Annotated in this window: 14 protein-coding genes, 1 tRNA gene and 1 other RNA gene; 5 read left to right on the plus strand and 11 right to left on the minus strand. The window is 50.6% G+C overall.

Translation table 11 applies throughout. The annotated features are described in order from the left end of the window. Position 1 precedes the first annotated feature (1 nt). The 10 genes from I6E38_RS08180 to I6E38_RS08225 form a co-directional block, all read right to left on the minus strand. Positions 2-541 carry a 5-formyltetrahydrofolate cyclo-ligase gene (locus I6E38_RS08180; protein WP_235393520.1) on the minus strand — a complete coding sequence of 180 codons (540 nt, stop codon included), beginning with the start codon at positions 539-541 and terminating at the stop codon, positions 2-4. Next, entirely contained in the window at positions 541-2,181 is a 1,641-nt protein-coding gene (locus I6E38_RS08185) for a S41 family peptidase (protein ID WP_235393506.1), read from the minus strand. The genes I6E38_RS08180 and I6E38_RS08185 overlap by 1 nt, the downstream gene beginning before the upstream one ends. Further along, positions 2,162-2,620 (minus strand): dCMP deaminase family protein, encoded by a 459-nt coding sequence (locus tag I6E38_RS08190; RefSeq protein ID WP_235393507.1) that lies wholly within the window; start codon positions 2,618-2,620, stop codon positions 2,162-2,164. Before I6E38_RS08190 ends, I6E38_RS08185 begins: the two co-directional genes overlap by 20 nt. Then, on the minus strand, positions 2,601-4,682 hold the full coding sequence (locus I6E38_RS08195; protein ID WP_235393508.1) for a M3 family metallopeptidase: 2,082 nt from the start codon (positions 4,680-4,682) through the stop codon (positions 2,601-2,603). Before I6E38_RS08195 ends, I6E38_RS08190 begins: the two co-directional genes overlap by 20 nt. A 93-nt stretch (positions 4,683-4,775) precedes the next feature. Then, a complete protein-coding gene (locus I6E38_RS08200; RefSeq protein ID WP_235393509.1) occupies positions 4,776-5,435 on the minus strand; it encodes a Crp/Fnr family transcriptional regulator in 660 nt (219 codons plus the stop codon). 15 nt (positions 5,436-5,450) lie between these two features. After that, the gene (locus tag I6E38_RS08205) at positions 5,451-6,467 is read right to left on the minus strand and encodes an FAD:protein FMN transferase (protein ID WP_235393510.1); all 1,017 of its coding nucleotides are present in this window, start codon (positions 6,465-6,467) and stop codon (positions 5,451-5,453) included. A 19-nt stretch (positions 6,468-6,486) separates the two neighbouring features. Then, on the minus strand, positions 6,487-7,143 hold the full coding sequence (locus I6E38_RS08210; protein ID WP_235393511.1) for a DUF6048 family protein: 657 nt from the start codon (positions 7,141-7,143) through the stop codon (positions 6,487-6,489). A gap of 1 nt (position 7,144) precedes the next feature. Further along, positions 7,145-7,645, minus strand: a complete 501-nt coding sequence (locus tag I6E38_RS08215; protein WP_235393512.1) for a DUF6452 family protein — start codon at positions 7,643-7,645, stop codon at positions 7,145-7,147. A gap of 35 nt (positions 7,646-7,680) precedes the next feature. Beyond that, positions 7,681-8,652, minus strand: coding sequence for a glycosyltransferase family 2 protein (locus I6E38_RS08220; protein ID WP_235393513.1), 972 nt, complete (start codon positions 8,650-8,652; stop codon positions 7,681-7,683). A gap of 43 nt (positions 8,653-8,695) precedes the next feature. Next, complete coding sequence (locus I6E38_RS08225; RefSeq protein ID WP_235393514.1) at positions 8,696-9,208, minus strand: DUF4199 domain-containing protein; 513 nt, start codon at positions 9,206-9,208, stop codon at positions 8,696-8,698. Between the two features lie 183 nt (positions 9,209-9,391). On the opposite strand from I6E38_RS08225, the gene ffs reads away from it, so the two are divergent. Together ffs and I6E38_RS08235 are read left to right on the plus strand one after the other, a co-directional pair. Continuing rightward, positions 9,392-9,490: signal recognition particle sRNA small type (ffs, locus tag I6E38_RS08230), an RNA gene on the plus strand. A gap of 1 nt (position 9,491) precedes the next feature. Continuing rightward, positions 9,492-9,565, plus strand: a tRNA-Thr gene (locus I6E38_RS08235). Between the two features lie 505 nt (positions 9,566-10,070). Here I6E38_RS08235 and I6E38_RS08240 read toward each other — a convergent pair. Further along, positions 10,071-10,751 carry a porin family protein gene (locus I6E38_RS08240; RefSeq protein WP_235393515.1) on the minus strand — a complete coding sequence of 227 codons (681 nt, stop codon included), beginning with the start codon at positions 10,749-10,751 and terminating at the stop codon, positions 10,071-10,073. A gap of 246 nt (positions 10,752-10,997) precedes the next feature. Here I6E38_RS08240 and I6E38_RS08245 point away from each other — a divergent pair, with 246 nt between their 5' ends. From I6E38_RS08245 to I6E38_RS08255, 3 genes are all read left to right on the plus strand, one after another. Beyond that, entirely contained in the window at positions 10,998-11,507 is a 510-nt protein-coding gene (locus tag I6E38_RS08245) for a flavin reductase family protein (RefSeq protein WP_235393516.1), read from the plus strand. Next, a complete protein-coding gene (locus tag I6E38_RS08250) occupies positions 11,494-12,228 on the plus strand; it encodes a hypothetical protein (RefSeq protein ID WP_235393517.1) in 735 nt (244 codons plus the stop codon). The genes I6E38_RS08245 and I6E38_RS08250 overlap by 14 nt, the downstream gene beginning before the upstream one ends. A 155-nt stretch (positions 12,229-12,383) precedes the next feature. Continuing rightward, entirely contained in the window at positions 12,384-13,712 is a 1,329-nt protein-coding gene (locus tag I6E38_RS08255; RefSeq protein ID WP_235393518.1) for an MFS transporter, read from the plus strand. Positions 13,713-13,743: the final 31 nt, after the last annotated feature.

The following is a 13,743-nucleotide window of genomic DNA, read 5'->3' on the forward strand; positions in this document are numbered from 1 at the left end:
ATTATTGTGAAGTGATGATTTCGTCCATCCTGATGTCGTGTTCCTCGGCTGGGATGGACGTTGTCATTTGAAACGGGAAGCAAACACCTATCTTATATGTATCGGGTATGAGTGGCAGAAAGCGGTCGTAGTAGCCTTTACCACGTCCCATACGGTTGCCGTCATGGTCGAAAGCAACGCCAGGCACTATCGCCAGTTCTATGTTGGCATAGTCGGTGAAGAGTTCTCCCGTAGGTTCCATAATGCCGTAGGCTCCAATCTGCAAGTCGTTCGGGCCATTGTATCGGTGCAGTTCCATAGTTCCCTCGCCCGTAACGCGTGGCAGCAGAATGGTCTTGCCGCTCATCAGTAGCGAGTCGACGATGGTGTGGGTGTCCACTTCATCGGGCAGTGAGTGGTAGAGCATTATGGTTTTGGCGGATTTTACACGAGGGTGGGAGAGTAGACGTATGATAACAGCAAACGACAATTCACGCAGCTGCTGGCTGGTGAATTGTCGTTTGCTGTTTTTAATCTCTTTTCTGAGTTGTAGTTTGGTTATCATTTCTTGTTTTTCTTGATGGGCTTTTTGGGGAACGCAGTCTTGTTCTTAAACACCTGAAGAGCCCTTGTTACGGTCGGGTCGTCAAGGTTGAGGTATTGCGTCAGCGCCTGTTCGTCGAGCATGTTGTATATCACGAGCTTGTTGAGGTAGCGGTTGAGCAGGTTGTACGATTTGCGTATCATCAGGTTGCGGCGCTTCAGTCCGTTCTTGTCAGCATACGTAGCAAACTTGTCAACGAGGTTCTGCGTATCGAGATACTTCACCATGTCCATCATTTCGTGGAAGTTGTTCAGCTTCAGACGGTTGTTGTCGGTGTAAGTATAGGCGAATTGCAGTATGAGTCCGGTCATTGCAGCCGTCTTGTAGTACGATGTCATACCCAGAGTGTCTTCCGGTATGAAGATGTCGGGCGTGATGCCGCCACCGCCATACACCGTGCGTCCGATGCTTGTGTGATAAGCCGGGCCGTGGTGCTTGATGCTGTCTTGTGAGAAGAACTCTCCGTGCTGGTAGCGTGCCAGGATGTCTTCCTCATAGTCCTTGTTGTCGCCAGCTCTGAAAGGCTTCTGTATGCAGCGTCCAGAAGGAGTGTAGTAGCGTGCTATGGTGAGTCGTATCATAGAGCCGTCGGGGAATCCGAGCTGCTGCTGGACGAGTCCCTTGCCAAACGAGCGGCGTCCGATGATAGTGGCACGGTCGTTGTCCTGCATGGCTCCGGCAAATATTTCGGATGCTGATGCCGAGCCCTCGTTGATAAGAACAATGAGCGGTATCTTCTGGTACGAGCCATGTCCGTCAGAGCGGAAGTCCTGACGTGGCGACTTGCGTCCCTGCATGTATACTATCAGTTTGTTCTTTGGCAAGAACTCATTAGCCATCTGCACTGCCGAGTTCATATATCCGCCTGTGTTGTCGCGCAGGTCGATGATGAGATTGTTGAATCCCTTCTGCGACAGCTGAGCCAGGGCGATGAGCATTTCTGGATAAGTGGTCTCGCCGAAACTCTTCACCTTGATATATCCGGTGTTCTCGTCGATCATGTATGTAGCCGAGATGCTTTTCTGTGGAATGTCGCCACGTGTCACGGTGAAGTATTTCACGCCCTTCTGTGCGTAGCGTATCACACCGATTTTCACCTTCGTGTCCTTCGGACCCTTCAGTCGGCGCATGGCTTCCTCCTGCGTCACAATCTTGCCCACAAACGGTTTGCCGTCAACACTCACAATCTTGTCGCCAGCCAGGATGCCAGCCTTCTTTGCCGGACCGTTCTGCACCACGTTCTGTACGCGTATGGTGTCCTTGCGTATAGTGAACTCAATGCCCACACCCGAGAACGAACCCTTCAAATCGTCGGCCACAGCCTGTGCATCCTTGGCGCTGATATATACAGAGTGCGGGTCGAGGTCGGACAGAATCTGCGGAATGGCTTGGTCGACAAGTGAGTCGATATTCACCTTGTCCACATACTGGTCTTCGATGAGGTGGAGCAGATTGGTCAGTCTGTTAGAACCAGAATTGATGATGTTCAGTCGGTTGCCCGAGAAGTGGTTGGCATAGAATGTGCCAATCAATATACCGATGACAACGCACATTGCCATTATCAGCGGCATAAACCGGTTAGACGTTTTCATGTTCATAATCGTCCGGATTTAGATATTTAACTTCTATATTGGCTCTTTTCAGCAGGTCGATGCCGTCGGTCAGACGGTATTGCTCGCCATATATCACGCGTTTGATGCCTGCCTGAATTATCAGTTTGGCGCATTCTATGCATGGCGAAGCAGTGACGTAGAGCGTAGCTCCGTCGCTGTTGTTCGAGCTGCGTGCCAGTTTTGTTATGGCGTTGGCTTCAGCGTGCAGAACATAAGGCTTCGTTACGTTCATCTCGTCCTCGCATACGTTTTCAAATCCGCTTGGCGTGCCGTTGTAGCCGTCGCTTATTATCATTTTCTCCTTCACGACGAGTGCGCCCACCTTGCGTCGCTGGCAGTAGCTGTTTTCTGCCCATATGCGTGCCATGCGTAGGTAGCGCAGGTCGAGACGGAGTTGTTTGTCTTTATTGTCTTTTGATTCCATTGCGTTCGAGTAATGCTTCTATTGTTGGTTCTTGTCCGCGGAAGCGCTTGTAGAGTGTCATCGGGTGTTCGGTGCCACCCTTCGAGAGTATGTTGTCGCGGAAGCTCTGTGCTGTCTTTTGGTCGAAGATGCCGTTGTGCTTGAACACGCTGAAGGCATCGGCATCGAGTACCTCCGCCCATTTGTAGCTGTAGTAGCCGGCGGCATATCCGCCCGCCATGATGTGCGAGAACTGTGTGGTCATGCACGTGTCGGGCAACTGCTTCATCACCTGAGCCTTTGCCCAAGCCTGCTTCTCAAACGGTATGATGTCGTCGGTGAACTCTTCCTTCTTTGTATAGTAAGCCATATCGAGCAGTCCGAAGCTCACCTGACGCATACATGCGTATGCAGCCATGAAGTTGCGGCTCTTCACGATGCGCTCTATCAGTTCGTCGGGCATCGGTTCGCCCGTCTGATAGTGGAATGCGAATGTGCGCAGGAATTCCTTTTCCACAGCGTAGTTCTCCATAAACTGCGACGGCAGCTCTACGAAGTCCCACCATACGTTGGTGCCGCTGAGGCTCTCGAATCGGGTGTTGGCAAACATGCCGTGAAGCGAGTGACCGAATTCGTGCAGGAATGTCTCCACCTCGCCCAGTGTCAGCAGAGCCGGCTTCTCGGCAGTAGGTTTTGTCAGATTCATCACCACACTAACGTGCGGACGTACGTTCACGCCATTGCGGTCAATCCACTGACCCTGGAATTCGGTCATCCATGCACCGCCCTGCTTGCCCTTACGCGGATGGAAGTCGGCGTAGAACACAGCCAGATACGAGCCGTCCTTGTCGAACACTTCGTAAGCCTTCACGTCTGGATGATACACCTGAATGTCCTTGTTCTCCTTGAATGTGATGCCGTAGAGGCGTGTGGCTAGTCCGAACACTCCCTCAATCACCTTCGACAGTTCGAAGTAGGGGCGCAGCATCTCTGCATCGAGGTTGAACTCGCGCATCTGTAGCTTGTGCGAATAGTAGCCGAAGTCCCACGGTTCGAGTTCGAATCCGTCGCCCTCAGCATTCTTTGCCTCGCGCTCTATTGCCTTCACCTCCTCAATGGCAGTAGGCTTGTAGGCATCAATCAGGTCGTCAAGCAGTTTGTAGACATTGCCCACGTTCGATGCCATGCGATGAACGAGCACATAGTCGGCAAAAGTTTCGTATCCCAGAAGCTGGGCTATCTCTCTGCGCAGATTGATGAGTCGCTTGCATATTTCGAGGTTGTTCTCACTGTTGTCGTGAGTTCCCTCGGTGTTGCGTGCCATATACAGCTGCTTGCGCAGTTCGCGCTGGGTGCTGTAGGTCATGAATGGCGAGAAGCTGGGATAGTCGAGGGTGAAGAGCCATCCCTTTTTGTCGGCTTCCTTGGCAGCGAGAACTGCAGCCTCGCGAGCTGTTTCGGGCAGACCGTCGAGCTGTGCCTCGTCAGTAATGTTGAGTGTGAAAGCCTTGTTTTCCTTCAGCAGGTTCTGCGAGAACTGCAGCGACAGCATGCCGGCTTCCTCTGTGAGCTTGCGCAAGCGCTCCTTGCCCTCGTCGTCGAGCAACGCACCGCTGCGTACGAATCCGTCGTAGCAGTTGTCGAGAAGCATCTGCTCCTCGGCGGTAAGCTCGCGATGGTGCTCATACACATATTTAATACGTTGAAACAGGCGTCGGTTGAGCTTCACGTCGTTGGCGTGCTTTGTCAGAATAGGGCTGAGTTTTTGCGCCAGTTGGTCCAACTCGTCGCATGTCTCGGCGCTGAGCATGCACGAGAAAACTGTCGACACGCGTGAAAGCAGGTCGTAATATCCCTCGCCGTTCTCATTGTCAACGCGCACTATGGTGTTTTCGAATGTAGGAGGTTCGGGGTCGTTCACGAGTTTTTCAATAGCCTCGTCGTCGCGTCGAATACCCTCCATGAAGGCTTCTTCGTAGTCAGAAGTCTTGATGCGGTTGAATGGAACTGTATCGTGCGGGGTGTTGTAAGGTTCAAAGAATGGATTCTTTCTCTCCGGAGTATTTGTGTTATTTTCCAACATACTAAATCCTAAAAATCTGTGTGATGTATCAGTATGCAAATTTACGGAAAATATTACAGATGCAAATATTGTAGTAGGGGTTTTTAACTTATATTATGTTAGCGCTTCGATATGCGGTATTTCAATTATCCCTCGGCTGAATGTTAGCAGTTTTTCGTCTTGCATTGCATTGAGTGCTTCCGACACGGCACGTCTGCCCGTTCCCGTCTCTTGCGCCAGTCGTGTCATCTTGATACGCATAGTTTTAGGTCCGGTGGGCGATGAGCAGTGCTGTTTGATGAAGTACACTATTCTGCCGCGTGTGTCGGCTGGTATAGGGTGCCATAGTTTGCGTTCGGTCTTCTGCGACAGTGCCGAGATAAAGTTGATGAGATTCATGCGGAAGATGATGAATTCGTCGGAGATGCGCATCAGGTCGTTCTTGTCTATCTCCACGGTGTCGCATGTCTTGATGGCTATGAATGTGCGTGTGTAGTGTGTGTGCAGTCCGAACACGCATTCGGGCTGAAGCATATACGGTGCAGCCACACTCTCCTCAATCGAGTAGCCGTGGTCGTCGGCGTGAGCTATCGACTTGGCTTGCCCGTTGGTGACAAGTGCAAGGCGGTTGCACTTTTCACCCTCGTCCTTGATAGTGTCGCCAGCGGCAATCTTGTGGAATGAGAATTTGGTCTGTCCGATGATTTGCAGCAGATTGTCGCTGGTGAGACCTTGAAAGAGGGGTGAGCCTTGCAGACTGTCGTATAGCTTCATAGCCGATTGTCGTTTTTATTTCAGAATCTTGCCCTTCATTGATGGCGAATACCATACCTGCAGCTGTCCCTTGTTGTCGCTGTATATCAGGTATGCCATGAGTTCGGGATGCTTGTCAAGCACTTTCTTAGCCTTGTCGAGTCCCATCACCATGAATGCCGTAGCATAGGCATCGGCTTCGGCGCATCGCTTGGCAAGCACTGTAGCCGACAGAATGTTGTGCTGTACGGGATAGCCCGTAGCAGGGTCGATGGTGTGGGCATATTTCTTGCCGCCACGATAGTAGAAGTTGCGGTAGTTGCCGCTTGTAGCCATTGCCATGTCCTTGACGTTCAGCACCGTCTGCAGCTCTTTGTCTACAGCCGTCGAGTCGTCGGTAGGTTTGGTCACGCCGATTTTCCAGGGCAGTCGTTTCTCGCTGATGCCGTGTGTCACCACCTCGCCGCCAATCTCAATCATATAGTTCTCGATGCCACGGCGCTCCAGCATATATGCCACCACGTCGCAACCGTAGCCTTTGGCGATAGCGCTGAAGTCGAGCATGGTCTTGGGGGTCTGCTTGAATATGCGGTTGTCGCGCAACATCACTGTCTTGTATCCCACAGCGGCGCGCAGCGAGTCGATGGTGTGTCGGGTAGGATGGTTGCCCGTCTTGAATCCGAATCCCCACGCATTGACAAGCGGTGCCACGGTTATGTCGAAGGCACCGTCGGTATTGGCAGATACCTCTTCAGCCAGTTTGAACACACGGTTGAACATATTGTTGGTCTCGGCGTTCTCGCCGCGGTTGATGCGGGCTATTATCGAGTTTCGGTTGAACATCGACAGTGCATCGTCCACCTTCTTCAGCTCTGCCAGAATATCGTCGTTGAGCGACGTGTCGTTCTGGTAGGTTATGTGGTAGTAAGTGCCGAAAATCTGTCCTTCGTCGTGCTGATAGGGTGTGTTGCGTTGCTGCAGAACGATGTTGATCGTTGCGATGATAAGAAACAGCAGAAACACAATCCGCCATCCTATTTTCTTCTTGCTCATAAGCTGTGCTTTTTAGTGCTTAAAATTCAAATGTTACGTTGAACGTGCCCGCCAGTTTTGAGGCGGCTTGCTTGCCGAATCCCGGCACATACCATGTGTTGCCCATAGTGCCGTTGTCGTGGGCTATGCGCTTGCGCCATCGTGCCGACCATCCCAGTCGTAGCGGTCCCCATATCTTGGCGTCTACACCGAACACCGCTTCCAGCCAGTGGCAGTTGGCCTTGATGTCCTTGCCTCCGTATTCCACTTCGTCGCCCCATACAGGGTCTTTTATCACGTCCGAGCTTACGTCAAACTTATAGTCGGTCATGGCGTAGCGTGCGCCTACATATATGCGGTAGTCGTCGTGCTTGTTGCGTGCTATGTTGAAGTCCATACCCACACGTGCATACGGGGCTGAAGTCTTGTATTTCAGTCCGGTGGTAATTTCGTCGGCATCGGCAGTGCCGTAGCCTATTTCCACTACGGGGAAGTACTTGTCCTTCAGATTGACACGCAGCTGTGCTTCATACTGTCCGTGACTGCCCAGTGCCATTTCTGCCAGTCCGATCATGTCAGCCGACACGGCAACGCCTCGCAGAAATGATATTGAGTCGGCCTTGACAGTCGTGTTGGCCTTACCTTTCGCTGCTTGCTTCTTCTTGGCAGTTGCCGTAGTGGCGAGCAAGAGCAGCATACTAATTATCGCTGTTCTTGATATAAATGAGTAGATGCGCCTTTGGGTCATTGTATGTAACCTTATTGTTGTTTATCTTGATGTCTTCGATGGCATGCTGTGTGAATCTTACGCCTTCGATGGTGTGGAACACTGCCGGGGCGCAGTCTATCGATTCGAAGTGCTGCTCGTTCTGCTTGCTTATCCACACTGTGTCGATGGTCTTCTTTCCGGTTCCCTTTTCAGCGAGCATCAGGTAGTACACGTCTTCGGTGCGTGCATAGCTCATAGGCACCGACAGGCTGTCCAGTCCCGTCTGTCGGTTGATGAGCACAGTGTCCTCTTCGGTGTTGTCGGCCGAGCGCTGTATGGCTATGGTCAGCGTGTCCTCAAGCACCGCCTCGTTGCCCGTCAGCTTCATCGACATATATGTGCGGTTGTTCAGCGGACAGTCGATCGACGAGCATGCCGCCGACATTGCCACAGCCATGACAGCGATTGTTTTTGTTATCTTGTTTAGCATTGTCTTCTTTTGTTTCTATCGCCATAAGTTGGCGGTTATTCCTCGCATTTCAGTATCTTCTCTATCTGATAGTCGTTGCGGTTTTGCGACGAGCGGCTCACGAGGTCGCCGATGAATCCCGCCAGAAACATCTGTGTGCCTATCATCATCATCGTGAGGGCTATGAAGAAGTAGGGCGAGTCGGTGATGAGTCGCTGCGGAATGCCGTTTGACAGACACCACAGCTTGTCAACGCCCAGAGCCACTACAGCCAGAAATCCGATGAAGAACATCAGCGTGCCCAAGAATCCGAACACGTGCATAGGCTTGCGTCCGAAACTCGAAAGGAACCACAGTGTGATGAGGTCGAGATAGCCGTTGAAGAAACGGTTCCATCCCATAAACTTCGACTTGCCGAACTTGCGTGCCTGATGATGTACAGGCTTCTCGCCAATCTTGTCGAATCCGGCGTTCTTTGCCAGATAGGGTATGTAGCGGTGCATCTCGCCGTACACTTCGATATTCTTCACCACCTCTTTGCGGTAAGCCTTCAGTCCGCAGTTGAAGTCGTGCAGATTGTGTATGCCGCTCACCTTGCGTGCGGTGGCGTTGAATAGCTTTGTCGGAATGGTCTTCGACAGTGGGTCGCCCTGCTTACGGTTCTGCTTATATCCCGACACGAGGTCGTAGCCGTCGTCCATAATCATATGGTACAGTCCCGGAATCTCGTCGGGCGAGTCCTGCAGGTCAGCGTCCATGGTTATCACCACGTCGCCCTGGGCTGCCTTGAATCCGCAGTACAGAGCCGGGCTCTTGCCGTAGTTGCGGCGGAACTTGATGCCCTTCACCTCCTCGTGGTCTCGGCTCAGTTGCTCGATTACGTCCCATGAGTGGTCGGTCGAACCGTCGTTGACGAATATCACCTCGTAGGTGAAGTTGTTGCTGTTCATCACGCGTTCGATCCATGCGTACAGTTCGGGGAGCGATTCGTCCTCATTGTATAGGGGAATTACGACTGTTATATCCATAGTCTGTTGTTTGTTTGTTCGATTTTATTATGTATAGTTTCTATTATTTTCTGCGGCACACAATAGCTATAGGCAGACTTGCCAGTGCTCCGAGGAAGAAGTTCTGTAGCATGAACACGAACGACCATTGTATTGGAGTGAGCTGTGCCAGCATATCTATGTTCTGTTTCAGTTCAGTGCGGCTTATACCGTTCTGCTCGTATACGGGTGCCATTGTCTTCATCGTATCGGTAAGAACGCCGGCAAAACCGCCATTGTCCATAAATCTGAAGTACAGGAACTGCACCAGTGCAAACGCCAGCGATGCGTAGAGAAAGTTGTACAGACTGTATGCATAGGCTCGCCTTAGTGATATGTGTCCGCTCAAAACGTTGTTGCGGAATAGGCAAGTGCGCCATCCTATAAAGAAAGGTGTAGCCATTGCAAGGAGGTTGCCCACGACTCCTGCCCCTATCATTGTGACGCATACGAAACTTACTGTCCATAGGGCGGTGAGCATAAGTGCATCTACTCGGGCGAAAGCCTTGAGCTGCGTGAATTCTTCTATCTTAATCATTAAAATAATGTATGGGTTTTATAAAACTGCTGCAAACTTACTACTTTTTTTCCAAATACCTGTCATATAAGCATTTTTTGACATAATGAAGTTCAAAAGAAATGTTAAATACATAAACTTTGTTGCTCGATAATTTGCATTGTCAAAAAAAAGCTTTACCTTTGCACTCGCTTTTGAAAAGACGGGTAAGTCTTACACGGCCAGCTCCCTTCGAATCCTCCAGGACGGGAACGTAGCAAAGGTAGTTGGTTGTAGCGGCGCGATGTAAGTAGCTTGCCCACCCGCCTCTTTAGCTCAGTTGGCCAGAGCACGTGATTTGTAATCTCGGGGTCGTTGGTTCGAATCCGACAAGAGGCTCAAAACAGTAAAAGGACAGAACTTCAAATTTGAGGTTCTGTCCTTTTTGCTTTTTATACGGTTTGGAGCTTGCTCCAAAATACAATATTTGCATTTCTAACCGCTCAAAACTATGAGTTGAGCGCATAAAAAAATCATTGGCTCGAAATTCGTGAGTTTTGAGCCTTTGTCGTTATCTTGCTTACATTCAATGTGTTATGTGGATATAGGTCGAGACCCTTGAACTTTTATTACGTAAAAAACATCACTTTTTTAAAAAAATGTAGTCCTTTTGCACTCCAACTGTACTCCATTTGCCTTCCAACTGTACTCCATTTGCTCTTCAAATGTAGTCCTTTTGCAATGCAAGGAAGCCTCGAATGGAGATTAGGGTGGTGTTTGTCACTGCAAAAACAGTTAAAAACGACCACGGAAATCTCTAGATTCAAATTTTTATTTGTAACACTTTTTTACTGCCTGTACGATATTTGCATAGTAAGAGCTAATGTACGGTTGTTGCTTTTTTTTAGAAGTTCACGCCAAAATTGAACATGACTGCTCCGTTGCGCGAGCGGTCGAATGTGTCGTGGCAGATGTTGGCAAGACCTATATCGTAGGTCAGGTCAGCGTAGAACATGTCGTAGCTGATGCCGCAACCTATGCGCAGACCACCGTCCAGACGGCGGAAGTTGTTGCTGTCGAACGAGCTTTCAGCCTCGCGCTCGGCAAAGTTCTTAATCTTGCCGCCCACGCCTACTGCAAAGTATCCGCCTAAGAACGGCTGGAAAGAGAAATGGTCGTCAACCTCGTATTTGTATTTTATTACAGCCGGAATCTCCAGATAGTTCAAGTCGTAGGTCATTTTCTTGCCATTTGCCAAATCCTTCTTTCCACCTTTTTCTATATACGACAGTCCCGTTTCAAGATAGAGTGGGGCTGTGTCGGTGAGCGGAATGCCAGCCACAACGCCAACGTTGAGTCCCGTCTGCCAGTTGCCGCCGTCGAGACGTTCGTCGTCGGAGTTGACGTAAGAGAACGACGGACCGATGCGCAGTCCGTAGTAGGGCACTCCGTAGCCGTGGTGGTTGTAGCCGTAGTCGAGACGTCCTGTATGCTTGTTGTAGTATCTGCTGTCGCGATAGTGCTGTGCCGATGCCGGCATGAGAGCCAGCAAGAGAGCTGTCATGATAAATGCTAATCTTTTCATGTTATTTATATTTTAATCGTTTTATATGTCTGTTTCTTGTGAAAACATTGTTTTTACGATTGCAAAGATATAAAATAGATAGTAAGCAGCGTGAGTGGAAATCCCTAAATGATGTGGGGGAAACCCTATAAAGTTATTCTTTATGGTTCACTTCAAATATCTAATGAACTTCTTTTTTTACTGTACGGTTTGGTCGTTTTCTGCTTTTTGTGTAATTTTGTTCAGATAAATTAAAAGCTTTAGATTATGAAAAAGATAGAAGTATCGGAGTTGACCGACAATGTGTTTACAACAATCGGCAAGGAGTGGATGCTCGTTACAGCGGGCACTAAGGACAAGTACAACATGATGACTGCATCGTGGGGATGCTTGGGATGGTTGTGGAATAAGCCCGTAGCCGTGATGTTCGTGCGTCCTGAACGCTACACACATGAGCTGATAGAGCAGGGCGACAATGTGAGCCTGGTGTTCCTCGGCAACAGCGAGGAGGCACGCAAGGCATACGCCTTCTGCGGATCGAAGTCGGGACGCGACCACGACAAGGCTGCTGAGTGCGGACTGACACCCGTAGCCACACCCGACGGACACATGACATTCGGCGAGGCACGACTCACACTTGAGTGCCGCAAGCTGTACAAGACACAGATTCGCCCCGAGGAGATGATAGACAAGAGCATTGAGCAGTGGTACGGCGCCAAGGGCGGATTGCATGACGTATACGTAATGGAGATAACTGCTGCTTATGAAGGTGAATAAATATAAGGTGCTCGCCACATTGGTGCGCTCGTTCTTCGACGCTTTCTCGTCGGGCATTATCGATAGCACGGTAGGCGACAAGGCCGACACACCAGCCGACCGCCATACGCCCAAGGCGGTGAAGCAGATGATGCTCGACCACTACGAGCACATTGCGCCCGTATTCATGGACACCATGTTCTTTCCGCTTGCGGCTATGAACTATGAGTATGCCGACATTGAACGCGTGGTGCGCGAGGCACAGCAACGTGGCGACGACATGATGGCGCTGGTGCGAACGGCATGTGGTACGGATGCCATGTACGAGGGTATGGTGACCGAATATAAGCGCAACTTCGGCAATCTGCTGTCGGGACGCATGGCTTCGAATGCCGACCACCTTGAAGCCTACACCCGTGGCAATGATGCTGAGGCTGTGCTGGCTACCGAGCGTGCCGTGGAACTGACAGTGCGCGTGGTGATGTTCGCTTATGCCCGCGGATTGCGACAGAATGCCAAGGGCAAGGTGCAGCTACGCCAGGCTACACTGTTCCGACTGATGCTCGACGCCATGAACGTGCTACTCAACGATGAGGCGGTGAGCGTGGACGATGCCGACGCTTCCGATTTGGGCTCGCTTTTCCTGAAGGTGTGCCACACACAGCAGATATTCACCACCATGACCGATGAGATGGACCGCACCTACGACGAACTGGTGCGCCGCGAGGGAGTGGAGCAATAGTCTATAAAAATACGAGGCACAGCTTTAAAAAATACGAGGCACAGCATTACTAAAGTGTGTAAAAATTGTATGTGTCTCGTTTTTTTTCTATAAATTTGTACAATCTAACATCTCAAGACAACAAATCAAAATATTAATAAAACCGAAATTACCGAATGGAACCTAACAAGACTAATGGTCGTAGTCCCATTTCATGGGTGCCTACGCTCTATTTTGCCATGGGTATGCCCTTTGTGGTGCTCAACATGGTGTGTGTGCTTATGTTCAAGGGTCTTGACGTGAGCGACGCCCAGATTGCCCTTTGGACCTCAATCATCATGTTCCCCTGGACGCTGAAACCCCTCTGGAGTCCGCTCCTCGAAATGTACAAGACCAAGAAATTCTTTGTCATCGTGACTCAGATAGCCACGGGCTGCATCTTCGGACTTGTAGCACTGGCTCTGCATCTGCCCGACTTCTTCGCCGTTTGTATTGCTCTGCTCGCTGTGATAGCGCTGAGCGGTGCCACTCACGACGTGGCTGCCGACGGTGTGTATATGGCTTCGCTATCTAAGGAGGATCAGGCACGCTACATCGGATGGCAGGGTGCCTTCTATAATATTGCAAAGATTGCTGCCACCGGCGGACTCGTTATGCTCGCAGGTGTGCTCATCAAGCATTTCACTGGCGACGTCAGCACACTCGATACGGCTGCTGCTGCCGTAGCCAAACGTCAGGGAACGGTGATGGCATGGACTGTAATCATGGCTGTAATAGGCTTGATCATGGTGCTGTTGGGATTGTACAACGCCAAGTTTGTGCCTGCCGACCACCGCGATGCTTCGGCTGAGCGCCCGGGATTCAAGGAGACAATGGTGGAGCTGGGCAATGTGTTTGTTGACCTCTTCCGCAAGCGCCACATTATATATTATATATTCTTCATCATACTCTATCGCTTTGCCGAGGGATTTGTAATGAAGATTGTGCCGCTCTTCCTTAAGGCCGACCGCGCCAACCAGGGTTTGGGACTGTCGGAGGAGGAAATCGGATTGTGCTACGGTACGTTCGGTGCTGCTGCCTTTGTCATCGGCAGTATACTTGCCGGCTATTATGTGGCTCATCGTGGACTGCAGAAATCGCTGTTCTCGTTGTGCTGTGTGTTCAACCTTCCGTTTGTGGCATACACTCTGCTTGCCATCTACCAGCCCGAAAGTCTCTGGCTCATCGGTGGCGGTATCGTATTGGAGTACTTCGGCTATGGCTTCGGCTTCGTAGGTCTGACTCTGTTCATGATGCAGCAGATTGCTCCGGGCAAACACCAGATGGCTCACTACGCCTTCGCTTCGGGCATCATGAATCTTGGCGTTATGTTGCCGGGTATGCTCAGCGGATACGTAAGCGACTGGTTGGGCTATCGCGACTTCTTCATCTTCGTGCTTGTTTGCACCATCCCGGCATTCCTCATCACATGGTTTGTGCCGTTCACATATCCGGATAAGAAGTAGAAAGCCCCGCAACATCCCCGCAAAGCCCCAC

The sequence above is a fragment of the Leyella stercorea genome, from assembly GCF_021531355.1.
Taxonomy (GTDB): domain Bacteria; phylum Bacteroidota; class Bacteroidia; order Bacteroidales; family Bacteroidaceae; genus Prevotella.

Bases quoted from the DNA above. Each gene is read 5' to 3' on its own strand.
- I6E38_RS08190 (WP_235393507.1), bottom strand. From the start codon at position 2,620: ATGGAATCAAAAGACAATAAAGACAAACAACTCCGTCTCGACCTGCGC.
- I6E38_RS08200 (WP_235393509.1), bottom strand. From the start codon at position 5,435: ATGAAGCTATACGACAGTCTGCAAGGCTCACCCCTCTTTCAAGGTCTC.
- I6E38_RS08240 (WP_235393515.1), bottom strand. From the start codon at position 10,751: ATGAAAAGATTAGCATTTATCATGACAGCTCTCTTGCTGGCTCTCATG.
- I6E38_RS08210 (WP_235393511.1), bottom strand. From the start codon at position 7,143: ATGCTGCTCTTGCTCGCCACTACGGCAACTGCCAAGAAGAAGCAAGCA.
- I6E38_RS08215 (WP_235393512.1), bottom strand. From the start codon at position 7,645: ATGCTAAACAAGATAACAAAAACAATCGCTGTCATGGCTGTGGCAATG.
- I6E38_RS08205 (WP_235393510.1), bottom strand. From the start codon at position 6,467: ATGAGCAAGAAGAAAATAGGATGGCGGATTGTGTTTCTGCTGTTTCTT.
- I6E38_RS08255 (WP_235393518.1), top strand. From the start codon at position 12,384: ATGGAACCTAACAAGACTAATGGTCGTAGTCCCATTTCATGGGTGCCT.
- I6E38_RS08245 (WP_235393516.1), top strand. From the start codon at position 10,998: ATGAAAAAGATAGAAGTATCGGAGTTGACCGACAATGTGTTTACAACA.
- I6E38_RS08225 (WP_235393514.1), bottom strand. From the start codon at position 9,208: ATGATTAAGATAGAAGAATTCACGCAGCTCAAGGCTTTCGCCCGAGTA.
- I6E38_RS08195 (WP_235393508.1), bottom strand. From the start codon at position 4,682: ATGTTGGAAAATAACACAAATACTCCGGAGAGAAAGAATCCATTCTTT.
- I6E38_RS08220 (WP_235393513.1), bottom strand. From the start codon at position 8,652: ATGGATATAACAGTCGTAATTCCCCTATACAATGAGGACGAATCGCTC.
- I6E38_RS08185 (WP_235393506.1), bottom strand. From the start codon at position 2,181: ATGAACATGAAAACGTCTAACCGGTTTATGCCGCTGATAATGGCAATG.
- I6E38_RS08250 (WP_235393517.1), top strand. From the start codon at position 11,494: ATGAAGGTGAATAAATATAAGGTGCTCGCCACATTGGTGCGCTCGTTC.